Annotated in this window: 23 protein-coding genes, 1 tRNA gene and 1 riboswitch; of the genes, 7 read left to right on the forward strand and 17 right to left on the reverse strand. The window is 65.6% G+C overall.

Features of this window, described 5'->3' with window-relative positions; all coding sequences use genetic code 11:
* The first annotated feature begins 291 nt into the window (after positions 1-291).
* Positions 292-1,911 (forward strand): ABC-F family ATP-binding cassette domain-containing protein, encoded by a 1,620-nt coding sequence (locus tag CFI11_RS03775; RefSeq protein ID WP_130403208.1) that lies wholly within the window; start codon positions 292-294, stop codon positions 1,909-1,911.
* 9 nt (positions 1,912-1,920) lie between these two features.
* On the opposite strand, the gene CFI11_RS03780 is transcribed toward CFI11_RS03775, so the two are convergent.
* A complete protein-coding gene (locus CFI11_RS03780; RefSeq protein ID WP_130403210.1) occupies positions 1,921-2,622 on the reverse strand; it encodes an HAD family hydrolase in 702 nt (233 codons plus the stop codon).
* 89 nt (positions 2,623-2,711) lie between these two features.
* On the opposite strand from CFI11_RS03780, the gene clpS reads away from it, so the two are divergent.
* The 4 genes from clpS to hemF all read left to right on the forward strand — a co-directional run bounded on the left by clpS (position 2,712) and on the right by hemF (position 6,142).
* Entirely contained in the window at positions 2,712-3,053 is a 342-nt protein-coding gene (clpS, locus tag CFI11_RS03785) for an ATP-dependent Clp protease adapter ClpS (RefSeq protein WP_130403212.1), read from the forward strand.
* Positions 3,054-3,064: 11 nt separating this feature from the next.
* Positions 3,065-4,048 carry a class I SAM-dependent methyltransferase gene (locus CFI11_RS03790; RefSeq protein WP_130403214.1) on the forward strand — a complete coding sequence of 328 codons (984 nt, stop codon included), beginning with the start codon at positions 3,065-3,067 and terminating at the stop codon, positions 4,046-4,048.
* 35 nt (positions 4,049-4,083) lie between these two features.
* Complete coding sequence (locus tag CFI11_RS03795) at positions 4,084-4,884, forward strand: SDR family NAD(P)-dependent oxidoreductase (RefSeq protein ID WP_130403216.1); 801 nt, start codon at positions 4,084-4,086, stop codon at positions 4,882-4,884.
* Between the two features lie 364 nt (positions 4,885-5,248).
* The gene (gene hemF / locus CFI11_RS03800; protein ID WP_130403218.1) at positions 5,249-6,142 is read left to right on the forward strand and encodes an oxygen-dependent coproporphyrinogen oxidase; all 894 of its coding nucleotides are present in this window, start codon (positions 5,249-5,251) and stop codon (positions 6,140-6,142) included.
* 246 nt (positions 6,143-6,388) lie between these two features.
* Here the strand turns inward: hemF and CFI11_RS03805 are convergent, their stop codons facing one another.
* The 3 genes from CFI11_RS03805 to hemC form a co-directional block, all read right to left on the reverse strand.
* Positions 6,389-6,658: a hypothetical protein gene (locus tag CFI11_RS03805; RefSeq protein ID WP_130403221.1), complete on the reverse strand. Its 270-nt coding sequence runs from the start codon at positions 6,656-6,658 to the stop codon at positions 6,389-6,391.
* A 196-nt stretch (positions 6,659-6,854) separates the two neighbouring features.
* Positions 6,855-7,799, reverse strand: a complete 945-nt coding sequence (locus tag CFI11_RS03810; protein WP_130403223.1) for a fatty acid desaturase family protein — start codon at positions 7,797-7,799, stop codon at positions 6,855-6,857.
* A 78-nt stretch (positions 7,800-7,877) separates the two neighbouring features.
* Positions 7,878-8,825 carry a hydroxymethylbilane synthase gene (hemC, locus tag CFI11_RS03815; RefSeq protein ID WP_130403225.1) on the reverse strand — a complete coding sequence of 316 codons (948 nt, stop codon included), beginning with the start codon at positions 8,823-8,825 and terminating at the stop codon, positions 7,878-7,880.
* Between the two features lie 103 nt (positions 8,826-8,928).
* Here hemC and hemE point away from each other — a divergent pair, with 103 nt between their 5' ends.
* The gene (gene hemE / locus CFI11_RS03820) at positions 8,929-9,975 is read left to right on the forward strand and encodes a uroporphyrinogen decarboxylase (protein WP_130403227.1); all 1,047 of its coding nucleotides are present in this window, start codon (positions 8,929-8,931) and stop codon (positions 9,973-9,975) included.
* On the opposite strand, the gene CFI11_RS03825 is transcribed toward hemE, so the two are convergent.
* From CFI11_RS03825 to cbiE, 8 genes are all read right to left on the reverse strand, one after another.
* Positions 9,965-10,041: transfer RNA gene (locus CFI11_RS03825), tRNA-Met, on the reverse strand. The two genes, hemE and CFI11_RS03825, sit on opposite strands and share 11 nt — an antisense overlap.
* A 162-nt stretch (positions 10,042-10,203) precedes the next feature.
* A complete protein-coding gene (cobF, locus tag CFI11_RS03830; protein ID WP_130403229.1) occupies positions 10,204-10,956 on the reverse strand; it encodes a precorrin-6A synthase (deacetylating) in 753 nt (250 codons plus the stop codon).
* A gap of 54 nt (positions 10,957-11,010) precedes the next feature.
* Entirely contained in the window at positions 11,011-11,688 is a 678-nt protein-coding gene (locus tag CFI11_RS03835; protein WP_130403231.1) for an energy-coupling factor ABC transporter permease, read from the reverse strand.
* A gap of 48 nt (positions 11,689-11,736) precedes the next feature.
* Positions 11,737-11,930, reverse strand: a riboswitch (cobalamin riboswitch).
* A 5-nt stretch (positions 11,931-11,935) separates the two neighbouring features.
* A complete protein-coding gene (cobA, locus tag CFI11_RS03840) occupies positions 11,936-12,685 on the reverse strand; it encodes a uroporphyrinogen-III C-methyltransferase (protein ID WP_130403233.1) in 750 nt (249 codons plus the stop codon).
* Positions 12,682-13,995 (reverse strand): cobyrinate a,c-diamide synthase, encoded by a 1,314-nt coding sequence (locus tag CFI11_RS03845; RefSeq protein WP_130403235.1) that lies wholly within the window; start codon positions 13,993-13,995, stop codon positions 12,682-12,684. The genes cobA and CFI11_RS03845 overlap by 4 nt, the downstream gene beginning before the upstream one ends.
* Complete coding sequence (cobM, locus tag CFI11_RS03850) at positions 13,988-14,782, reverse strand: precorrin-4 C(11)-methyltransferase (protein WP_130403237.1); 795 nt, start codon at positions 14,780-14,782, stop codon at positions 13,988-13,990. Before cobM ends, CFI11_RS03845 begins: the two co-directional genes overlap by 8 nt.
* Positions 14,779-15,141, reverse strand: a complete 363-nt coding sequence (locus CFI11_RS03855; protein ID WP_130409917.1) for a cobalamin biosynthesis protein — start codon at positions 15,139-15,141, stop codon at positions 14,779-14,781. Before CFI11_RS03855 ends, cobM begins: the two co-directional genes overlap by 4 nt.
* On the reverse strand, positions 15,138-16,337 hold the full coding sequence (gene cbiE, locus CFI11_RS03860) for a precorrin-6y C5,15-methyltransferase (decarboxylating) subunit CbiE (RefSeq protein WP_130403239.1): 1,200 nt from the start codon (positions 16,335-16,337) through the stop codon (positions 15,138-15,140). Before cbiE ends, CFI11_RS03855 begins: the two co-directional genes overlap by 4 nt.
* Here cbiE and CFI11_RS03865 point away from each other — a divergent pair.
* Positions 16,336-17,091 (forward strand): cobalt-precorrin-6A reductase, encoded by a 756-nt coding sequence (locus CFI11_RS03865; RefSeq protein ID WP_130403241.1) that lies wholly within the window; start codon positions 16,336-16,338, stop codon positions 17,089-17,091. The genes cbiE and CFI11_RS03865 overlap by 2 nt on opposite strands.
* On the opposite strand, the gene cobJ is transcribed toward CFI11_RS03865, so the two are convergent.
* Genes cobJ through cobN form a run of 5 tightly spaced genes read right to left on the reverse strand, consistent with a single transcriptional unit; the run spans position 17,064 to position 23,587 of the window.
* A complete protein-coding gene (cobJ, locus tag CFI11_RS03870; RefSeq protein WP_130403243.1) occupies positions 17,064-17,816 on the reverse strand; it encodes a precorrin-3B C(17)-methyltransferase in 753 nt (250 codons plus the stop codon). The genes CFI11_RS03865 and cobJ overlap by 28 nt on opposite strands.
* Positions 17,813-18,541, reverse strand: coding sequence for a precorrin-2 C(20)-methyltransferase (locus tag CFI11_RS03875; RefSeq protein WP_130403245.1), 729 nt, complete (start codon positions 18,539-18,541; stop codon positions 17,813-17,815). The genes cobJ and CFI11_RS03875 overlap by 4 nt, the downstream gene beginning before the upstream one ends.
* Positions 18,538-19,167, reverse strand: coding sequence for a precorrin-8X methylmutase (locus CFI11_RS03880; RefSeq protein ID WP_130403247.1), 630 nt, complete (start codon positions 19,165-19,167; stop codon positions 18,538-18,540). Before CFI11_RS03880 ends, CFI11_RS03875 begins: the two co-directional genes overlap by 4 nt.
* A 5-nt stretch (positions 19,168-19,172) precedes the next feature.
* Complete coding sequence (locus CFI11_RS03885) at positions 19,173-20,300, reverse strand: cobalamin biosynthesis protein CobG (RefSeq protein ID WP_130403249.1); 1,128 nt, start codon at positions 20,298-20,300, stop codon at positions 19,173-19,175.
* Positions 20,297-23,587, reverse strand: coding sequence for a cobaltochelatase subunit CobN (gene cobN / locus CFI11_RS03890; RefSeq protein ID WP_130403251.1), 3,291 nt, complete (start codon positions 23,585-23,587; stop codon positions 20,297-20,299). Before cobN ends, CFI11_RS03885 begins: the two co-directional genes overlap by 4 nt.
* Positions 23,588-23,596 lie beyond the last annotated feature (9 nt).

Genomic DNA, 23,596 nt, shown 5'->3' on the forward strand with positions numbered 1-23,596 from the left:
ACTGACATTTTTTGAAAACTGCTTGATGACAAGCTACCACAGCGGCCTTTCAAAAGAAACCCAAGATGCACAAGGATTTAGTGGAAAAGCGTAATCCTGCGTCTCAAGATTTTGGGTCTTTTTCCGCACGCACCGCAAAACCGGTGATTGTGGCAGGAATGTGGCGGCACACCCGCTCATGCGTCCCTGTAGGGGCGGTCGGTCGTTGCGGGCGGGCCCGCGGCGCTGCTATCCTGAGCGACGACACCCAAGGGAGGACGTCATGGACCACACCCTCAAAGCCATCACCCCATGTCTTTCAGGTTATCCGGGCCATCCATGCACTCCTTTGTCTCTCTTCATGCCACCACCCTCTGCGCGCCGGACGGGCGCGTTCTGCTGCGCGATCTGACCGTCTCTTTCGGGGCCGAACGAACCGGTCTTGTGGGGCCGAACGGGGTCGGCAAATCCAGTCTTCTTGCCGTCATGGCCGGGCAGGTGCCCCCGGCGTCGGGTCAGGTGCGCCGTCAGGGCAGTATCGGCTCTCTCCGCCAGACCTGGCCGGACCTGCGCGTCACCGTCTCTGCCGCCCTTGGCGTGCAAGAGGCTGTCGCCTGTCTGAACCGGATTGAGACGGGACATTACGATCAGGCCGATCTCGACGCCGCCGATTGGACGCTGGCGACCCGCCTGTCCCAGGCGCTGGCGCGCGTGGGCCTCTCGGATGACATGCTGATGCGCCCTCTCTCTCAGCTCTCCGGCGGGCAGCGCACCCGGCTCGGTCTGGCACAGCTCTGGCTCACCGCTCCGGATCTGCTCTTGCTGGACGAGCCCACCAACACGCTCGATGCCGACGGCCGCCGCCTTGTCTCAGATCTGATCGCGGGCTGGCCCGGCGGTGTCGTTGTGGCCAGCCACGACCGCGCGCTTCTTGAGCGGATGGATCGCATTCTCGCGCTGTCGCCTGCCGGGTGCAGTCTTCATGATGGCGGTTGGTCCGCCTATGCCGCCGCGCAGGCCGCGCGGGATGCCCGGAACGCGGCCTCCCTTGCGCGGGCCGAACGGCAGGTGGCCCAGGTCGACCGGGCGATCCAGATCCGGCGCGAGCGGGCCGCCCGGCGGGCGCGGCAAGGGCGGGCCCAGCGGGCCGCCGGATCGCAACCCAAGGTTCTGCTGGATGCCCGCGCTGATCGCGCGGACCGCACCGGGGCGCGGGACCGGCGCCTTGACGCGCGGCTTGCCGCCAGGGCGGAGGCCGTGCGGGCCGAAGCGCAGGCGCAGATCGACATCCGCGCGCCTCTCCGGATCGAAGCCTCTGGCGCGCGCGGTCACGGCGCCGTTCTGCGGCTCAATGGGGTGCAGGCGCAGCGCGGCGCCTTCCGGCTGGGCCCGCTGGATCTTGTCCTGATGGCCGGCGAACGGCTGGCGCTCGATGGTGCAAACGGCGCGGGCAAAAGCACGCTTTTCGATCTTCTGCGTGGCGATCTCGCCCCCTTGGGCGGCACGTTTCAGCGGTCGGATCGTCTGGCTGTCTTTGACCAGGATGTCCGCACTCTCGGGCCGGACGAAACGCTTTTTGAGGCCATGCAGCGCCTGCATCCGGGTCTGCCGCCCGAAGAGGCCCGGGCAACGCTGGCGCGTTTCGGCTTTCGCAACGTGGCCGCGGACAAGCCGGCCTCCGCGCTCAGCGGGGGGGAAAGGATGCGGGCCGGTCTGGCCATCGCCCTGGGCGGAGAGGACGCGCCCGATCTGCTCTTGCTGGACGAGCCGACCAACCACCTCGATCTCGACGCCATCTCACAGCTCGAAGAGGCGTTGCGCGGCTATCCGGGCGCTTTGCTGGTTGTCAGCCATGACCAGGTCTTTCTGGACAATATCGGGGTAACGCGCGCGGTTCTGCTGCAGGACGGCGTGTTGCGGGATCTGCCCTGACGTGCCGGCTCAGTCCAGATCGCGCACCAGATCCGGCAGACCGGCCAGATCGTTAAGTTCCCGGAACCGTGGCGCCTCTTTCGGCGGATCGGCCTTTTCGATCTCCCATTCGATCCCGTGGGGCACGAAGACGCCCCAGCCGCCTGCCTCTACCGCCGGCACCACGTCCGAGCGCATGGAATTGCCCACCATCATCGCCCGCTCCGCCCCGTCTCCGTGATCGGCAAAGATGCGGGCGTAAACCTCTGTCGTCTTCTCCGACACGATCTCCACCCCGTCAAAGAGATCTCCTAGACCCGACGCCGCCAGCTTGCGCTCCTGGTGCAAAAGGTCTCCCTTGGTGATCAGCAGCACCCGGTGCGTGTCCGCCACCCGCTCCACCGCCTCCCTCGCGTGGGGCAGGAGTTCGACCGGATGGGCCAGCATATCCCGGCCCGCCTCCATCAGCTCCGCGATCACGTGGCCCGGTACGCGGCCTTCCGTGACCTCCACCGCCGTCTCGATCATCGACAGCACGAAGCCCTTGATGCCGTATCCGTAATGGCCGAGGTTCCGCTTCTCCGCCTCCAGCAGCCGCTCCGCCAGATGCTCCGGCTCGGCGTGATCGGCCAGTAGTTCGGTGAACCGCTCCTGCGTCAGCTGATAGAAGCGTTCATTGTGCCACAGCGTGTCATCGGCATCGAAGCCCACGATTGTCAGGTTTTTGCCCATCGCTGATGCTCCGCAATCCCTTTTCTAATTTTTCAGGTACGTTATATAAACCATTCAAAATCCCTTCCGGACCTGAGCGAAAACGCGTGATGATGCAAGAGCCCCTGATGATGTCAGAGCAAAAGGACGACGATGGTGACGCCTCCGTCCTGCTGGATGTGCGTCCGAAAACCAAGCGCCCGCCGCTCTATAAGGTGCTTTTGCTGAACGACGATTATACCCCCATGGAATTCGTCGTGCACGTGCTCGAACGGTTCTTCGGCATGACCCATGCCCAGGCGTTCGAGATCATGCTGACCGTGCACAAAAAAGGCGTCGCCGTGGTCGGTGTCTTCAGCCATGAGATCGCCGAGACCAAGGTCGGCCAGGTGATGGATTTCGCCCGCCGCCACCAACACCCCCTTCAATGCACGATGGAGAAAGAGGACTAGGAGCGCGCCCCATGTCGCCCCGCCTCTCCCTGGCTCTCTCCGAGGGCGCTTTGTCGCTGCCCGAAACGGGCCGGATCGCCGTTTTCGGCGCCTCTCCCGATGCCGATCTTTCGGCGCTGCCCCGCGCCCGCTGCCAGATCGTCACGCCCCTCCGACCCGCATATGATCACTGGCGGGCACAAGGGTATGAGTGTGGCACCGACCCAGCGGGTCCCTTTGCGTGCAGTATCGTCTTTCTGCCCCGTGCCAAGGCGGCGGCGCGTGCGGTGATCGCCCAGGCCATGGCGCTCACCTCCGGACCGGTCCTCATCGACGGGGCCAAGACCGACGGTATCGACAGCCTGCTCAAGGAGGTTCGCAAGCGACTGCCCGTCAGCGGCAGCCTTTCCAAGGCGCATGGCAAGCTCTTCTGGCTTCCCGCCGATCCCGCGGCCTTCTCCGACTGGGTCGCGCGGCCGTCTCAAATCGACGGCTTCACCACGCTGCCGGGCGTCTTTTCCGCAGATGGAGTCGACCCCGCCTCCGCCCTTCTGGCCTCCGCCTTGCCCGCCCGGCTCGGTGCCCATGTTGCCGATCTTGGCGCCGGTTGGGGCTATCTCTCCTCCGCGATCCTTTCCCGGGGCGACCTCGCCGCCCTTCACCTGGTGGAGGCCGACGAGGTCGCGTTACGCTGCGCCCGCCTGAACGTGACCGACCCCCGGGCCCGGTTCCATTGGGCCGATGCCCGTCACTGGCAGCCCCCCGAACCGCTCGACACCGTGGTGATGAACCCTCCGTTCCATACCGGCCGCAGCGGCGATCCCGGTCTCGGCCAGGCTTTCATCACCTCCGCCTCCGCGATGCTCAAGCCCTCCGGTCAGCTCTGGATGGTCGCCAACCGCCATCTGCCCTACGAAGACACGCTCGCCCAATCTTTCCGCGAGATCACCGAACCGTCGGGCGATTCCCGCTTCAAACTGATCCACGCCGCGCGGCCCACTCGCCGCCGCGCCTGATCCCGGCTATCGTCGCCTGAAAACAGGGAGCCTCCATGTCCTTCTCCATCGCCGGCAAAACCGCCATCGTGACGGGCGCAGCCCATGGCATCGGCCTCGCCATCGGTCGCCAATTCGCCGAGAAAGGCGCCAATGTGATGTTCGTCGACATGGACGAAGCGCATCTGGCCGAACAGATCGGCGATCAGGCCGAAGACAGCAATATCCGCTATTTCGCCGGTGACCTGCGGGAACGGCTGACGATCGCCAACCTGCTCTCCGCCACGCTCGACGCCTTTGACGAGGTCAACATCCTCGTCAACGGGGCGCGTCAGGTGATCACGTCCGATCCGCTCGATCCGCAGGACAACACGGTCGGCATGCTGCTCGATCAGAATCTGATGCCCGCCCTCCGGCTGTCGCAGGTCGTGGCCCGCCGGATGATCAAGCAAGCCGAGGGGCAGGAGGACCGTGTCGCGGGGTCCATCATCAATCTCAGCTCCATCGCCGCGCGCCGCACCCATCCCGATTTGCTGGCCTATTCCGTATCGTCGGCCGCGCTCGACCAGATGACCCGCTCTCTGGCCGTGGCCCTGGCGCCCCACCGCATCCGCGTGAACGCCGTAGCCTTCGGCTCGGTGATGAGCGCGTCACTCAAGGGCACGCTCAAGGAAAACGGTGACTACCGCTCCGACATCGAAAAACACACGCCCCTGTCGCGCATCGCCGCCCCGGGAGAGCTCGCCGACGCCGTCCAATACCTCGCCTCCGACGGCTCGGGCTTCATGACCGGCCAGATCCTGACCCTCGACGGTGGCCGCACCCTCCTCGACCCCGTCGCCGCCCCCGCACACTGATCGCCGCACGTGCCTCTTTGGATTTAGCCTCCGGCCCCCACCTCCGTAGGGCGGGGTTCACCCCGCCGCGCCACCCAAGAGGGAGCGCCATCCCTTTAACTCTCCAGCCGTGATGCCCGCATCACGGCCAGCGCCCGACCCGCCCCGTCATGCCGAAGGCGTGCAAACAAAGATCGGCGCACCGCGCAGGTGCGACGGGAGGGCGCTTCACGCCCACCCAGGGTCGGGCGCTGGCCTCTGTTGCGTGTCATCCACCCCGTATCGCGTTCCATTGTACCCGGCATTGCACCCCAAGATCGCATTCCCCCGTGACCCTCCCTCCATTTCCCCTTAAACTTACTGTAACAACAGGGGAACACCTCTCATGACAATCCAGTTTGACACCGAAAAAGCCACCGCCTCCGCCTGGTTCCGCCGCCTGCGCGACGACATCGTCGCCGCCTTCGAGGCTTTGGAAGACAGCCACGTCACCGGCCCGCTCTCCGACGCCAAACCCGCCCGCTTCGAGGTGACCGAGACCAAGCGCCGCTCCGACGACGGCTCCGATGCCGGGGGCGGGCTGATGAGCGTGATGCGCGGGGGCCGTGTCTTCGAAAAGGTCGGCGTGAACGTCTCCACCGTCTACGGCACCCTGGGCGAGCGCGCCCAGAACGCCATGGCCGCCCGAAAGGGCATCCCCGGCATGAAGGACGATCCGCGCTTCTGGGCCTCCGGCATCTCCCTTGTCGCGCACATGCAGAACCCTCACGTGCCTGCCGTCCACATGAACACGCGCATGTTCTGGACGCCCCATGCCTGGTGGTTCGGCGGCGGCTCCGACCTGAACCCCTGCATCGAATATGACGAGGACACCGCCCATTTCCACGCCCAGCAGCAGGCTCATCTCGACCCCCACGGGGGCGAGCATTACCCCCGCCTGAAAACCTGGGCCGACGAGTATTTCTACATCCCCCACCGCCACCGCGCGCGCGGGGTGGGGGGGATCTTCATGGATGACCACTGCACCGGAGACTGGCAGGCCGATTTCGCCCTGACCCAGGACATCGGTCGCGCCTTCCTGCCCGCCTATGTCCCTCTCGTCGAGAAACGCCGCCTGCAGGACTGGACCGACGCCGACAAGGACACCCAGCTTGTCCATCGCGGCCTCTACGCCGAGTACAACCTCGTCTACGACCGCGGCACCAAGTTCGGCCTGGAAACCGGCCACGACGCCAACGCCGTTCTCATGAGCCTGCCCCCCCTCGCCAAGTGGGTCTGACCCCGCCCAAACACCGAAGGGCGGTATTTCACCCCGCTGCCGCTCCGAAATCAGATGCTTCCGAAGACAATTCGATACCGCGCTCACAATCTCCGGCCGTGATGCTATGCATCACGGCCAGCCCCCGACCGCCCCCCGGGCGGGGGCTTCACCCCCACCCGCTGTCGGGGGCTGGCCTTTGTTTCGAGCCGATGAAAAAGTGTCGCGTGTAGCCGGATTTCGAAACTTCGCTAACGCGCTCGACGATCATTCACCCACCTCACTCTCCCGCCTGTGCTTCTCCAACCCCTCCCGGATGATCCGCCACCGCATCATCTCCTCCGCGATCTGCAGCGCCTTGAACTCCATCGACCGGCTCTTTGCATTCTCCAGCAAATGCAACTCCCGGGCCGAGACGAGCCCACCCAACTCCCGCCCGTTCTTGAGGATCAGATACCGGTGGTCGTTCCACGCTGCGTCCTGTAGAAAGCGGCCCAGATTGTCTCTCATATGACTGATCGAGCAGGTTCGGATCATCTCGCATCCCTCGCGCCAAGAGGCTCCGACCCTGCCAAAAACCGGTTAACGCCGGCTCACCCGACCGTCCGCTCCCCGCAAAAACGGCGTTTCGTACGAAATCGCGTACAAACACCCCAAAGTCCCGAAAGAAGCCCGTTTCAGCGTTGTCTCAGAGGACCTGTTTCGTACCAAATCCCGTACTAACCGCCCAAAGTCACGCTGCGCGCCAGCCCGCGTCCCCCAGCGCCTGCCAGTAACTTTTCGCCACCCGCATCTGCGGCTTCAGTCCCTTCTGCACCAGCAACTCATGCATGTCTCGCAACCGCCAGCAGGGCACATGCATCACCATGTGATGCTCCAGATGATAGTTCACCCAATAGGGCGCCACGAACAGCCGCATCAGTGGCCCCGCCATGGTCGTGCGTACATTTTGTAAAGCGTTTTCAGAGACTTCCGTGGCCCCATGCTCCGCGATATTGCGGATGCGCAGCACCAGCTGGAACCAGGTCAGGAACGGCAGCAGCCAGAAGGCCAGGCCCCACCACCACTTTCCCACAAGTCCGAAAAGCACCATTATCCCTATGAAAACAGGGAAGGATTTCCACAGATCCCGCGCCTTGAAGGCCTGCGCAAAGTCGCTGTTGGCCGCCTCCAACGCCTCGTCATCGCCTGCCAGACGAAACGACATCAGGATCTGTCCCGCCAGTTGCTTGACCCCGGTCTGTCCGGTCAAGTCCCTGATAAACTTACGTTTTAACGATGCCCGTGTGGTCGGAAACTTCGACGACAGTGCCAGATCCGGGTCCTTTTCCGTCTGCGTGAAGCGATGATGCGTCAGGTGATAATGCCGATAGGCGCTCAACTCCGCCAGGATCGGCCGCCCGCACAACCACTCTCCCACGAAGTCGTTGATCTTACGGGATTTAAACAGCGCATTATGCGCCGCCTCATGCATCAGGATCGCAAGCCCCAATTGTCGCGACCCGATGATCATCACCGCCAGAAAAAAGGTCAACACATTGGGAAATAACGCAAAAATCGCCAAAGCCAGCGCAATCGTGCCCCAGCAATGCACCACCAGCCAGACGCCCATCGCGTCAGAGCGTTCCGCCAGCGGTCGAATTTCCTCGGTGGTCAGATAGGCCTTTCCAGGTGTCATGGTCGAACCTCCTCCTATCTCAAAGGTGGAGGCTCAGGATCACCCTGTCAACGAAATCGCCACGTCACGGGCGCTTGGTCAGCTATGCCAGTCAAAGAAGCCGGGCCCTGCTTTCTCCAGCAATTTCAGAGCCATAGCGCGACCCATCTCAGGTCCATCCGCGATGTCACCGTGATCTTCGTCACTCAAGCTCTCTGACCCGTCGGGCCGCAAAACTTCGCCTCTCAGTCGCAGCGATCCGCCCTCCAATTCGGCAAGCCCCGCAATCGGCGTCTCGCAAGACCCGTCCAACGTCTTCAAAAACGCGCGCTCCGCCGCGAGCCTCTGCCCTGTCGGCCCGTCGTGAATGGCCTCCAGCATCTCCGCAACGCGCGCATCATCCCCGCGCCGCTCGATGCCAATCGCCCCCTGCGCCACCGCCGGCAGCATGTCGTCGGGTGCAATCGGATTGGCTGGAACCTCGTTCATATTCAATCGGTTAAGCCCTGCCATCGCGAGAAAGGTGCACTCCGCCACCTTCTCCTCCAGCTTCTTCAACCGTGTCTGCACATTGCCCCGAAACTCCACCACCTGCAGGTCCGGCCTCCGGTTCAGCAACTGCGCCTTCCGCCTCAGGCTCGACGTGCCCACAACCGCGCCCTCCGCCAGATCCGCCACCTGCGTCAGCGCGCCCGAGATGAACGCGTCCCGCACATCCTCCCGCGGCAGGTAGGTGTCCAGCAGCAGTCCGCCCGGCTGCTCCACCGGCATGTCCTTCATCGAGTGAACTGCAATGTCAATCTTGCCTGACAGCAAATCCTCCTCGATTTCCTTGGTGAACAGGCCCTTGCCGCCAATCTCTTTCAGCGCCCGGTCCTGGATCATGTCCCCGGTCACCTTGATCACCACGATCTCGAAGGCTTCTTCATCAAGATCAAAGGCTTGAGCCAGCCGCGAGCGCGTCTCATACGCCTGCGCCAGCGCCAGGGGTGAGCCGCGCGTACCGATTTTCAGGGGCTCTGTCGGGGTCGGAAGTCTCAGGGTCATGGCATGGTCTTTTAGTGGCGTCAGATAAAAGTGACAACGGGGCGGTCTTGACAAACTGACGCCAAGACGGGACCCATTGGCAAGCAGAAAAGATGGATATGTGATGGCCCCGACAAAGAAAATCCTGCGCGCGCTGGCAGGTGAGGTTCTCGACACGCCCCCGATCTGGATGATGCGTCAGGCGGGCCGTTACCTGCCCGAATACCGCGCCACGCGGGCGGAGGCGGGGGATTTCCTGTCGCTCTGCTATAATAGCGACCTCGCGGCCGAGGTGACCTTGCAGCCCATCCGCCGATACGGGTTCGACGCGGCGATCCTCTTTGCTGATATTCTCCTTGTTCCTCAAGCCCTTGGCGCCGATCTGTGGTTCGTCACCGGCGAGGGGCCGCGCCTCTCGACGATCACAGAACAAGCCGATTTCGACAAGCTGAAACCGGCCACGGACATCCACGACACGCTCAACCCCATCTATGAGACCGTCCGCATCCTCTCCCGCGAACTGCCGTCCGAGACCACGCTGATCGGGTTCGCCGGTGCCCCCTGGACGGTGGCCACCTACATGATCGCCGGTCGCGGCACTCCCGACCAGGGGCCGGCCCATGCCCTGCGTGAAGAAAATACCGTTCTGTTCGAAGCCCTTATGGACCGCATCACCGAAGCCACCATCGACTATCTCTCGATGCAGATCGAGGCTGGCGCCGAAGTGGTCAAGATCTTCGACAGCTGGGCTGGCTCTCTCAAAGGCGAGGCCTTCACCAAATATGCGCTTGAGCCCTGCCGCATCATCACCGAGGCTCTAAAGGCGCGCCACCCGGACATCCCCGTCATCGGCTTCCCGCGCGAGGCGGGTCCGGCCTACGAAGGTTTCGCCAAGGCGACAGGCGTCGACTGCGTGGCGCTGGACAACTCGGTCGACCCTCTATGGGCCGCGGCCCATATGCAAAAGGATGGCTGCGTGCAAGGCAACCTCGCCTCCTCCCACATGGTCACCGGTGGTCAGGCGCTGATCGACGATGCGCGCAAGATCGTCAGCGCGTTTTCCAAAGGCCCTCACATCTTCAACCTCGGCCACGGTATCACGCCGGACGCGGATCCGGAGAACGTCCAGTTGATGATCGACACCGTGCGGGAAAAGAGTGTGGTAGCGTGAGGCGGACTTGAACCGCCGACCCCAGCATTATGAGTGCTGTGCTCTAACCAACTGAGCTATCACGCCGCAACACAAAGCGCGGGATACTCAACCCCTCCAGGGCTGTCAAACGGAAAACACTCCCGTTCCGCAGCATCCCCTGCTTCTTTGGGTCAAAAATATCCCGGGGGTGAATTGGCCAGGGGCCAAGAGGGGGCTGGCCCCCTCAACCCGGTCTGCAAAGCAGGCTCAGTCCAACCCTGATGTGCCGCGCCGCAAAAGGTAGGTATCCATGATCCAGCCATGTGCCGCCCGTGCCGCGGCCCGCCGATCTATGATGTCTTCGCCCACCTCTGCCAATGGCCCGGCACACAGGATCTGCTCCTCCATACCCAGATAAGCCCCCCACCAGATCCAAAGATCTGATGGATCGAGCGTCTGAAACGCGCAGCCACCGTCAAGCATGACGACAATGGTTTCCGCGCCTTTTGGCCATCCTTGATCCCTCAATCTCCGGCCCGTGGTCACCGTAACCGGCCCGCCCAGCGTGTTGAGCGGGATGACATGCGCGGCTGTCAGCGCCTGAAGCGAGGTGATCCCCGGAATCACCCGGATCTTCGGGCGCGGCGACAGGCGCGCTGCGATCCTCAGCGTACTGTCATAAAGCGACGGATCCCCCCAAACGAGAAGGGCAACGCGCCGTGCCTCTGCATACTCGGCGAGGCATGTCGTCCAGCGGTCCGCGATCATATCGTGCCAGGCCTCGACGCGCTGCAGATAGGGCAGTTCGGGATCCCGTTCAGGCATCTCGAACGTCGCGATGGGGGGCGGGCAATCTGTCACCTCCGCGATGATCTGGCGGCGCAGATCAGCCAGGTCGGATTTTCCGGCACCTTTTTCTGGCAGCAGGATCAGGTCCGCCTCCGCGATGGCGCGGCGGGCCTCCGTGGTCAGGTGGTCCGGATTGCCCGTCCCGATGCCGATCAAAAGAAGGTCTGTCATCCTGAAAAAAGAGGGGCCGCGCGCGCAGCGCGGCGCCTCTCCCGCTAGGGGCCGTCAGGCCGCGTGATGCAGGCGGTGGGTAAAGACCGCGCTGTCCTTGAACCGGTGCAGGGCTTTCGCACCGGCCAGAACTGCCAAATCCGCCACAGGCTCGATCAGGATGACCAGCAGATAGGCCACACCAAAGCTGCCCACGGCAGCCATGTTTTCCGCGCCAAATCCCTGTCCGTAAAAGGCCCAGAACGCGACCCAGGCCACGATACCGCCCTGATAGGCCGCCGACAGTTTCAGCACGTCCCCATAGTGCAGATCCACATAGGCCGTGTCAGCCGGAACCATCCGTTTCGCCAATGCATCCACGGCAAAGAGCGGGACCAGCAAGGTCGTGATGTTCACGAAATACATCGGCAGATCGGACGGCGCAAAAAGGCTGCCCTGGATCAAGAGGCCAGCGGCCAGCCCGACAGCCGCAGGCGCGGCGCCGAGGATGAGGAAGAGTGTGGTGCCGAGGATGAAATGCACCTCAGAAATGCCGACGGGGAAGTGCGGCAGAACTTCGAAGAACACGAACACACCCAAGGTGGCGATGACGGCCCGTGCCACGAAGGAAAGCACGGAATGTGTTTTCAGATCGTCCGCGGCCAGTTTGAGGGAATAGCCTGCCGCAGCGACCGCAGTCCCGTAAGCGAAGACCATTTTGGCGCCGTCCACGACGCCGGGTTCGATATGCATATTGTTTTCTCCCTGCCGCCCACCCGGCGGCGATATATGCCGGTTTCCCGGCGGTTTCGATCAGACGGCAGGTCTCCTGACTTGCGGGTCGTCGCGGGGCCGAACCTTCCCAGCCTTGTCCCAAGGCCAGTGGTTTTGTCGGGCCGCTCACCGCTTACAGTTGCGGGGGCAGTCCGGGAATTGCACCCGGTTCCCTTTTAAGACCGCCCCGAAAGGCGGCCACCGTCGAGCGGACGTTGACAGCATTTCAAACGCCCGGCAAGTCCGGGAGCGACATCTCATCATCGGCAAGCGGGCCATAGAGAATAAGCGCCGGTGCCTTGCCGGTGGCCTCCGACAGGCTGCGGGCGAGCCGGGCGACTGTGCTGCGATGCAGGCGCTGGTCGGGCGTGCTTACGCTTTCGGCCAAAAGCGCAGGCGTGTCTCCGGGAAGACCATGGGCGATCAGGGTTTCGGCGAGCACGGGGAAGGTCCGCTTGCCCATGAAGACCACCGTCGTGGCCTGGGCATCGGCCAAGGCGGCGAGGTTCAGGTCAACCGGCAAGGCCCCGGTGACGTCGTGCCCCGTGACGAACTGAACCCGCCGCGCGGTCAGCCGGCGGGTCAGTGGGATCGCGGCGGCGGCGGCAGCGGCACAGGCCGAGGGCACGCCGGGGATGATCTCGAACGGGATGCCGGCCTCGCGCAGCGCCGTGATCTCTTCCTCCAGCCGGCCGAAGGTTCCACCATCACCGGATTTCAGCCGCACGACCCTCTGATTGGCCTGCGCGTATTCGACCAGCAAGCGGCTGACATGATGCTGCTTGGGCGAAGGACGACCGGCACGTTTTCCCACGCCCACCAGATCCGCGCCCGACCGTGCATGGGTCAGGATCGGGCCGGAGGAGAGGTCGTCGAACAGCACCGCATCCGCGCGTTTCATCCGGTCCACGGCCTTCAACGTCAAAAGCTCCGGATCGCCGGGGCCCGAGCCCACGAAGCTGACAAACCCGCTCATGCCGCATCCGGCGTGATAAGGTGAAAGAAGGTTCCGCTGACATGACCACGCCGCGATCCGGTCTCCGGCACCGGGTTGCCGTCGGCATCGGCCACCTGTGCCAGAGGCGCGTCAGGCTGGTCGAGGATGGTGGAGTAGTGAAATTCATGACCGCGCAGGGCGGAGCCGGGCCGAAAACCCGGCATCGGCGCATCCAGAACCGCACGGCGATAGCCAAGATGGAATTTGCGCTTTTCATAACTGGTCACCAACCCCAGCAGCCCGGCCATTTGGTGCCGCACGCCCTCTTTGTCGATCAGCGCCGCGCCAAGGGCCATGTAGCCGCCGCATTCGCCGTGGATGGGCCGGGTTGCGGCATGTTTGCATAGCCCGGCGCGGAACTGTTCGGCAGCGGCAAGCGTGCCGGCATGAAGCTCAGGATAGCCGCCCGGCAGCCAGACCAGATCGGCGTCGGGCGCCGGTGCTTCGTCCGCCAGAGGAGAGAAGGGCAGGATCTCAGCCCCCGCGTCCCGCCACCCTTTCAGCAGGTGGGGATAGGTGAACGAAAAGGCCGCGTCCCTCGCAAGTGCGATCCGTTGTGCCGGTGGTGTGGGTAGGGCGCCCGTATTCGGCCGCGATTGACCCAGTGCGGCAGACCGGAGCGCCTCAAGATCGACATGGTCCCGCAGGAACGTCGCGTAACCGGCAATGGCGGCTTCCAGATCGGGATGCTCCACCGCCTGTATCAGGCCCAAATGCCGCTCGGGCAGGGTCAGGTCTCCCCGCCGGGGCAGGGCGCCCAGTACGGTCAGGCCCGCGCGCTCCATGCCCAGCCGGGTCAGCCTTTCATGACGGGCGCTCGCCACACGGTTCAGGATCACTCCGGCAAAGGGTAAATCAGGCGCATAGCGGGCAAAGCCCAACGCCGTTGCCGCCGCCGACTGCGCCTGCCCACCGACATCGAGGACCAGAACGACCGGCCAGCCCATGCGTTGCGCGGTCTCGGCGCTGGAGCCAAAGCCGCTCTGCCCGCGTGTCGCCACCCCGTCGTAAAGCCCCATAGAGCCCTCGGCGACGCAGATATCCGCACCCTCCGCCTGCGCGGCAATGGCCGAGAGCAAGCCGCCATCCATCGCCCACGTATCAAGGTTGAAGGACGCGCGCCCGGCCGCGGCCAGGTGGAAGGCGGGGTCGATATAATCGGGGCCGCTCTTGAAGGGCTGCACGGCCAGACCGTCCTCGCGCAGCGCCCGCAGCAGGCCCAGCATGACGGTGGTCTTTCCGGTGCCCGACGACGGGGCGGAGATCAGAAGGCCGGGCCTATCAGTCATCACCATGGCTCCAGCTTGCCCAGGGGCTGTCGGCGGATTGCGGGCGATAGCGGCGGTCGTAATCGGGCGCGTAAAGACAGCTTTCCGCGAACCCCTCCGCGGCGAGTGCAGGCCCGACAAGGATCAGTGCGGTGCGACTGATCGCGGGATCCATCGCCTCTTCCAGGGTCGCGAGCGTGGCGTGGATGATCCTTTCATCCGGCCAGCTGGCACGGTAGACCACGGCAACCGGACAGTCAGGACCATAGGCCGGCGTCAGATCGGCGGTGACTTGTGAGAGGTTCTGGATCGACAGATGAATGGCGAGCGTTGCCCCGGTTGCTGCGAAGTTTGCCAGCGTCTCTCCCGGCGGCATGGAGGAGGCGCGTCCGGGCGTGCGGGTCAGAACCACCGATTGCGCGATGCCGGGCAGGGTCAGCTCGGCGCCAAGCGACGCGGCAGCGGCGGCGAAGGAGGGTACGCCGGGTGTCACGGTGAAGGGAATACCTTCCGCCTTGAGACGGCGGATCTGTTCACCCATCGCCGACCAGACCGACAGATCGCCGGAATGCAGCCGTGCCACGTCCTGCCCGGCCCTTTGGGCGGTGCGGATTTCAGACAGGATCGCGTCGAGGTCCATCGACGCGGTGTTCACGATCCGCGCTCCCTCCGGACAATGCCCCAGTACCGCCTCGGGCACCAGGGAGCCCGCATAAAGGCAGACGGGCGAGGCGGCGATCAGATCTCGTCCACGCAGGGTCAGAAGGTCAGGGGCGCCGGGGCCGGCGCCGATGAAATGCACGGTCATGAAAAGGCTCCGATGGCAAGGGCGCAGGTGGCCATCCGGTCTTGCGACACGTACCGGGGGGCAACGAGGCGGGCGCCGGGGCCCGCGGCAGCCAGCGCTGCGGCCTCCGCGACGCTGCCTGTGCCTCGGGCGGTCTCCGCAGCTTGCGATTGGGTGTGAGTGCGTTGCGCGCGAAGCTGATCCGCGGAGACCGGGATCACCGAAAGCCGCAAGCGCGCGGCCAGAGAGGCGAGAGACGCGGCCTTGTCCGCTGCCGTGGCCAAAGCGTCCGGTGCATGGGCGCCGGTCGCAAGCCGCAAGGCGTCGGCAAGACTGTCCTCGCCTGCGCCCGCGCGAAATCCAAACCCGGCCACGATCATAGCGTCATGCTCCACTGCACCACGGGGTAGGCTGCGCGCCAGCCGCGCCTTTGGCCCAGAGGATGCGCCTCGGCCAACTCAATCCGCAACAGCGTTCCGCCTGCCGTCCCCTGCCAATGCGTCAACAGCGCCTCGCTTTCAAGCGTCACGGCATTGGCGACGAGGCGCGTTCCGGGGGCGCAGCGCCCGGCAAGCGTGCCGAGGAGCCGCTCCGACAGGCCACCGCCCACAAAAACCACATCCGGATCCGGCAGATCCGTCAAGGCTTCCGGCGCCTCTCCCGTAACGACCCGCAGTCGATCCACCCCAAGACGTGCCGCATTCTCCGCGATCCGTTGCGCCCGATCCGCTCGGACCTCGACGCTGATCGCCTCCGTCGAGGGATGCGACAGCAGCCATTCGATGGCGATGGAACCCGACCCTCCGCCGATATCCCAGAGCCGCTCGAACGGGCGTGGCGCAAGCGCCGACAGGGTGAGCGCGCGCATCGGGCGTTTGGTAATCTGCCCGTCGCTGTCAAAAAGCGTGTCGTCCAGACCAGATGCGGCCGTCACCACGGCGCCATCCCCCGCGACCTCGATCGCGGCACAAACCGGATGGGTGAGATCCGCGTCAGGCCCTGCTTGCGCCGTGAAGCGCTCCACCCGCTCCCCCGGCCCGCCAAGGGCTTGCAGTGCGGTCACCTCAGACGCGCCAAACCCCTCTGCACTCAGATATTCGGCCATCTCCTTCACCGCATCCCCGTCGCGCAGCAGGGCGAGGATCCGCACACCGGGCGCCAGATGAGGCCGCATGCGCGACAGCGGGGACGCATGCAGGCCCAGACACACGCTCGTCTCGACCGGCCACCCCATGCGGGCCGCCGCAAGCGCAAAGGTGGAGGGCGCCGACAAGACCTGCCATTCCGCCCGTGGGAATGTACGCGCGATCACCGATCCTGCCCCGAACCAGAACGGATCGCCCGAGGCCAGTGCGACGACGCGACGTCCGCGCAGCGATTTCAGGATTTCCAGCCCGTCGGCGAACGGCACGGGCCACTCCCGGATCTCGGCTTTCAGATCCGGCAGCAGTGACAGATGCCGGGGCGGTCCGATCACAACGTCGGCCTTGGCCAGCGCGTCTTGACTTGCGGGCGCCAGCCCGTCAGGTCCGTCCTCACCCAGACCGACAATCGTAAGCCAGGGAGCGTCAGACATGCAGCCAAACCTCCTGATCCTGGGCGGCACGACCGAGGCGACCGCGCTCGCAAAGGCCGTCCACGAGGCCGGGCTGCGCGCGATCATCTCCTTTGCGGGCCGGGTCGAACGGCCCGCGCGCCAGCCCTTGCAGCGGCGCATCGGAGGGTTCGGTGGCGTGGACGGGCTGGCGCGGTATCTGCGGGCCGAGCAGATCACCCACGTCATCGATGCGACCCATCCCTTTGCCGCGCAGATGAGCGCACACGCCGTTGCGGCCTGTGCGCAGACCGGCACGGCGCTGGTGGCGCTCACCCGCGCGCCGTGGTCTCCCCAAAAGGGCGACAACTGGCAGCATGTCGGCGGCATGGACGAGGCCTTGGCCGCACTTGACCGACCGGCCCGCCGTGTGATGTTGGCCGTGGGGCGCATGCATCTGGATGACTTTGCTCCCAACCCCCAGCATTTCTACCTGCTGCGGCTGGTGGACCCCCCAAAGACGCCGCCCGCCTTTCCCGACCACCACGTCCTCGTCTCCCGTGGCCCGTTCACGGCCGACGCAGATCGGGCGCTGATGCAGCGGTTCGACATCGATCTCGTTGTCTCCAAGAACGCCGGAGGCACCGGCGCCTACGCGAAGATCGACGCAGCCCGGCGGCTTGGTCTTCCCGTCTTGATGATCGACCGCCCGGCTATCCCGGAGCGGGCCGAGGTGTTCAGCGTCGCGGAGGCGATGGATTGGATCGCTCATGCCGGAACGCTCCGCGGCGTGTAGACGATGGGCCCACCGTCGCGGGTGATGATCCGCGTGCGTGAAGATCCGACGATCACCATCGTGCGCATGTCGGCCATCTCGGGCCGCGCTTCGGTCAGGGGGACGACTCGGATCTCTTCCTCGGGCGTGGTGACGGCCCGGGCGAAGATCACGGGCCGCGCGTCGCCGCAGGCCTGCCGCAGCGTGTCGAGGGCTTTGGCAAAGCCTTCGGGGCGGGATTTGGAGCGCGGGTTATAAAAAGCCATCGCAAAGTCAGCCTCCGCCGCCAGACGCAGGCGGCGCTCTATCAGATCCCAGGGTTTGAGGTTATCCGACAGGTTGATCGCGCAGAAGTCATGTCCCAGCGGCGCCCCCGCACGTGCCGCCGCTGCCAGCATCGCCGTGATCCCCGGCAGCACGCGGATATCGAGGGCGCGCCAGGCGGCAGGCCCGACTTCCACCGCTTCGAAGATGGCGGCGGCCATCGCAAAGACCCCCGGATCGCCGGAGGAAACCACGACAACACGGCGTCCGGCCTCCGCCATCTCCAGCGCATGGCGGGAGCGGTCGATCTCAACCCGGTTGTCGCTGGCATGCAGGGTCAAGCCAGGTCGCTCCGCCACCCGTGCGACGTAGGGGATGTAGCCCACCACATCAGTGGCCTTGGCCAGCGCTTCAGTGACCTCTGGTGTGATCAGCGCCTCGTCCCCGGGGCCGAGGCCTGCAATGGCAAGCCAGCCGCTCATGGCCGGCGCCCCTGTCCATGCACCACGATGATCGAGAAGTAGGGCGTCACCTTGCCTTCGGCCTCGGCCAGACGGCAAACGCTCTGGTTGGGCATCGTGGCGAATTCGATAAGCCAAGCGGCCTCGTAGCGGCCCGCAGCCTTGAGGGCTCTGCGCACCTTGTCGATGTTGCGCCCGATTTTCATCACAACCAGCGCGTCGGCGGCGCCCATGTGTCGGATCAGGTCCTCTTCGGGCAGCGTCCCCATCAGGACGGTCAGCACGTCATCGCCCCAGGTCATCGGCTGGCCGGTCGCTGTCCATGCACCCGACATCCCGGTGATCGCGGGGACCGCCTCTACCTGGACCTCATCTTTGAGACGCGTGTAAAGATGCATGAAAGAGCCGTAAAAGAACGGATCCCCTTCGCACAGCACGACAACGTCCTCCCCGGCCTCTGTCAGGGTGCGCAGCTTTGCGGTGCACCCGGTGTAGAAATCCGATAGGCAGGCGTTGTAGCGTGGGTCGGTCAGAGGGATTTCCGTCGTGACCGGATATTCCATCGGGATCTCGACGGCATCCGGGCGCAGCATTCCTTCGACGATGCGGCGGGACTGGCCGGGGCGGCCGGCCTTGCGGAAGAAAGCGACGTGACCCGCGCCGCGCACCAGCCTGTCGGCCCGCACGCTCAGAAGGTCCGGATCGCCCGGACCCAGACCGACGCCGTAGATCGTGCCTTTGCTCATTCGGCCCGGCTCGCGATGGCGTTGATGGCTGCGACGGTGATGGCGCTGCCGCCCAGCCGCCCCTTGACGATGCACGCGGGGACGGGCTGGGCCGCCCAGAGCGCATCCTTGCTTTCGACCGCACCGACAAAGCCCACCGGGCAGCCGATGATGGCGGCGGGGCGCGGGCAATCGGGGTCTTCCAGCATGTTGAGTAGGTGAAAGAGGGCGGTGGGCGCATTGCCGATGGCCACAAGGGCACCGGCAAGATGCGGACGCCAAAGCTCAAGCGCGGCAGCGGAGCGGGTGTTGCCCATCTTGGTCGCCAGGTCGCGGACGCCATCGTCATGAAGCGTGCAGATCACGGCATTGTCCGCAGGCAAACGCGGACGGGTGACCCCTTCGCTGACCATCCGCGCATCGCAGAGGATCGGGGCACCCGCCTCAAGCGCTGCGCGGGCGGCGTCGACGAAGCCGTCGGAAAAACGGATGTCCCGCTCAAGCCCGACCAGCCCGGCAGCGTGGATCATGCGGACGGCGACCTGTTCTTCGTCCGGGGCGAAACGGTCCAGATCGGCCTCGGAGCGGATAGTGGCGAAGGACTGACGATAGATCGCGGCGCCGTCGGTTTCGTATTCGTAAGGCATGTCGGTCAGGAGGTCTCCGCCAGCAGATCACGCGGCGACAGGCCGCGCTGGGCGGCCTCATCCCAGACCGCGCCCTTGCGGACAAGATCAAATCGTCCGTTCCGACCGATCAGGGTGACGTCGGCGGCACCCTTGCGCGCGCAGCCCTTGGCGCAGCCGGAGACATGCAGCGTGCCGCTGACATGTGGCGCGAGCGCCCGGGCCAGCGCACGTGTCTCGACGCCGGCGCTGGGGCAAAAGGGGGCACCCGGGCAGGCATCAACGCGCAGCAGCGGATCGTCTGGCCGGGTGATGAAGTCCGGTGAGAGGGGCCCCGTCACGTCTTCAAGAACCATCAACCTACCCGGAGCGACCCGTAGAGCAGGCGCGTTCGTCTCTTGCAGAGTGTGCATCAGGGTCTTGGCGTCGATCTGTCCGAACGCGATGCCGACGATCTGGCCGACCTCTGCCGTCTCGGGCGCAAGCGTCCGCGCAGGCGCCGGGGGCATACCTTGAAGGTCAGCCGGCACCGCGACCTGATCGAGCAGACGGGCCATGCGACGGACGCCGGGGCGGGCCCGGGACACGAACCACGAGGCCAAAGAGATCAGGCGATCGATCGCGTCTTCTTCTCGCACGGCCATGCCGGTGGAAACTCCGTCGGCCCGGATGATAAGCCCCCCGTCCATGCCCATCTCAAGCCGGATATCGGCAGAGGCCGAGGCCAGCAGACGCTCCGGGCCGGTATCCACGGCAAAGCCGAATTTGGCAGGCAAATCCGGCAGATCCGAGAGCCGGGCTAGTAGCGCCTCGGTGAGACGAACGGTCAGATCCCCTACGTGCCACAGCGGGTTCACCAGAACGTTGCGGCGGCTTTCCAGGTTCGGGTCGGCATCAAGCAGATCAAGCGCGCCCAATCCCTCAAGCAGGGGCACATGGCTCTCTTCACGCACGCCCCGGATCTGAAGGTTCGCCCGGTTGGTCAGCTCCAGCACGCCGCTGCCATAGCGCAGGGCCAGCGCGCAGAGGCCAAGGGCCTGATCGCGGTCCAGACGGGCGACCCGGGGCCGGATGCGCACCACCAGCCCGTCGCCCGACATCATCGGGCGGTAGGCGCCGGGGCACCAGCCCTTGACGGTTGGGGCTGCGGTCATGCCTGTGCCTCCAAGGCGGCCCGGATGGAGTTGCGCCGTGTGTGCCAGAGGCCCGCGACGTCGAGGGCCGCGAAACGGTCCTGCATGGCGGCAAAGGCGTCCGGGTTGGCCTCCTGGAGGAAGGCCGCGATGTAGGGATCGCCCAAAGTGGCCTCGTGATAGAGGTCGAAGAGATGGGGCGCCACCACGTCCGCGAGATGTGCGAACGCTGCCATGTGATCGAGCGTCGCGGCGATCTCTGCCGCGCCGCGGAAGCCGTGCCGGGTCATACCCGCAAGCCAGCCGGGATGGGCGGCGCGCGCCTGCACGACGCGGGCGATCTCTTCGGCGAGCCCCCGGGCGCGGGGGCGGTCGGGGTCGGTGTTGTCGAGATGGTAGAGGCTCGCGGCGCCCCCCGTGATCGACTGGGCCGCGGCAAAGCCGGCCTCGTGCGCGGCATAGTCGGACGCAAGCAGCAGATCGGTTTCCGGCAGATCCTGAAGATGCACGAAGCTGTCGGCGGCAGCCACCCTGGCGCGCAGACCGCTGTCGTCCCGTGTGGGTTTTGCGCCGTCGAGCGCCCAGGCGCTGGCGGCGAGCCAGGCCTCGCCCGCGATGCGGCGGCCCTCGTCACTGTAGTCGTCCAGCGCCGCGCCCATGCCCAGCCCATAGCTGCCAGGTGCAGGGCCGTAGACCCGCGCCTCTGCCCGCCCCCCGGCATAAGGGTTCCAGTCGTGCGCTTCGTCCCGGGCGGCCAGCGCGCGGACGGCCTGCCCGAAGAGCGCGGAGAGGGTCGGAAACACATCACGGAAAAGGCCCGAGACGCGCAATGTCACGTCGATGCGCGGGCGGTCAAGCTCGGTGATGGGCAGCACATCAAGGCCGGAGACGCGTTCGGAGCCCTTGTCCCAGACAGGCCGGACGCCCAGCAGATGCAGCGCCATGGCAAATTCTTCACCCGCCGTGCGCATCGTTGCAGAGCCCCAAAGGTCGACGATCAGGCCGCGCGGCCAGTCGCCCTCTTCCTGCAGATGGCGCCGCACCAGTTCCTCGGCGAGCTTGACGCCCTGGGCATAGGCCGCACGGGTGGGGACAGAGCGAGGGTCGGTGGTGTAGAGGTTGCGCCCGGTCGGCAGCACATCCGTCCGCCCGCGATAGGGAGAGCCGGAGGGTCCGGCGTCGATCCGTTTGCCGTCCAGGGCGGCGAGAAGCGCGCGGCGTTCGGAAATCGTGGCGTTTTTGGTGTCGAAGGGTGTCTCACCCTGCGGGGCCCGCCCCCAGATATGCAGCCCGTCCCCGAATTGGCTTTCCTTGATATCGCAAACGAAGCGGTCGATCCGGGTGATGGCCTCGGCCGTGCAGGCCGCGGCGTCGAGGCCCAGATCCTGCTCCACGCCCAGGGCCTGCGCCTCGGCCCGGATATCGTCCTGCAGCCGGTCTCGACGTCTGGGGTCAAGTCCGTCGGCGTTGGAGAACTCGTCAAGCAAGGCTTCGAGATGGCTCAGACGGTCGGGCGCGTCGCTTTGCTTCAGCGGTGGCGGGATGTGTCCCAGCGTGACGGCGCCGATACGGCGTTTGGCCTGCGCGGCCTCCCCGGGGTCGTTCACGATGAAAGGGTAGATCACGGGCAGATCGCCAATGAGCGTCTCGGGCCAGCAGGTGTCGGACAATGCGACGGACTTGCCGGGCAGCCACTCCAGCGTGCCATGGGCGCCGATATGGATCAGCGCGTCGGTCTGTGTCCGCAACCAGAGGTAAAAGGCGACATAGGCGTGGCGCGGCGTGCGCGACAGGTCGTGATAATCGTCATCCCGCAGCTTTGGCGTACCACGCTCGGGTTGCAGGGCCACGAGGGCCGCGCCGCGCCGGGTCGCCGCGAAATGAAAGGCGGCGCCGGAGACGTCGAGGTCCTCTTCCGGCGCGCCCCATGCTGCTGAGAGGTCGTCTTGCAAGGATCGCGGCAGGCGGGCAAGGGCGGCTTTGTACGCGTCCAGCGGCCAGGCGATCCGCTCGACAGTCAGCGTACGCGGCAGATCGGAGCCGGGCGCGGTGGCATAGCCGTTGGTCCCGAGATCATCCAGTATCGCTTCTGCGGAGGCCAATGCGTCGAGACCCACGGCATGGGCCATGTTCCATTCTTTGCCGGGATAGGTGGACAGGACCAAAGCCGGGCGCCGCCCTGCTGCCGGGCGTGCGGCGAGGTCGGTCCAGGCGCGCACGCGGTCGGCGATGGCGTCGATGCGCGTGACGTCCGGGGTGTGCGCGTAGCGAGCGAATTCAAGGTGCGGATCGCGGTCGCCCGGTTCTTTGAACGACGCGACACCGGCGAAGAGCCGGCCATCGACCTCGGGCAACACCACATGCATTGCAAGGTCGGCAGGCGAAAGGCCCCGCTCGGACGCCGCCCAGGCCTCGCGGGTGGAGGTGGCGAGGGCGACCTGGAAGACGGGCGCCCGACAGGCATCGAGAGGAGAGGTACCGTTGGTGCCCTTGCCGCTGAAGGACGTGGCGTTGACGATGGCTGCGGGGTCTAGATGACGCACTTGCCGCGCCAGCCAGCCCGCCGCATCGGGCGCCTTGAGGGATGGCGCAAAGAGGCCCAGAACGCGAAACCCTCGGGCGCGCAGGGCTGTGAACAGCGCCTCGACCGGGGCGAGGTCGGCAGCGGTGAGATAGGCGCGGTAGAAAGTGACAAGAACCAGCGGCTTTTCGTCAGGCTCTGACGCAACGATAGGACAGCAAACGCCGTCCTCGGGCGTCCAGGCGCCAACCAGAGGCAATGCTTTGGTGCCGAAAACCGGGCTGGCATAAAGCCCGGCGGCCAGAGCCAGTTGCGCCAGCGCCGCCTGTGCGGCCACCGCGCCGCCCTGATCACAAAGATGCGCAAGGCGCCGCAGCGTAGAGACGGGAAGGGTTGAGACCTCGTCCAGCCGAGGATCGGGGCGTCCATCGGCGGGCAGCACGGCCAGGGCGATGCCCCTGGCGCGCGCCAGCGCCTCGACCTGTTGCAGACCGTAGGACCAGTAGGGCACCCCGCCGATCAGGCGAATGAGGATGCCCTTTGCGCCCTCGAGCGTTTGTTCGACATAGGTGTCGACCGATAGCGGATGCTTGAGTGCTGCAAGATTGGCCAGCCGCAGTTCCGGCAACTGCCCCTCGGCCCCGCCGCCACGCCGCCAGCCCGCCGCGAAGGCGCCAAGGTCGCTGTCGGAGAACGACAGCACCACCAGATCCGCCGGGCTTTGGCCCAGATCGGTCGGGGTCTCGGTCTCTTCAAGCCCGTGGCTTTCGCGGAAGACGACATGCATCGGCGGGGC

Source organism: Thalassococcus sp. S3 (assembly GCF_004216475.1).
Lineage (GTDB): Bacteria > Pseudomonadota > Alphaproteobacteria > Rhodobacterales > Rhodobacteraceae.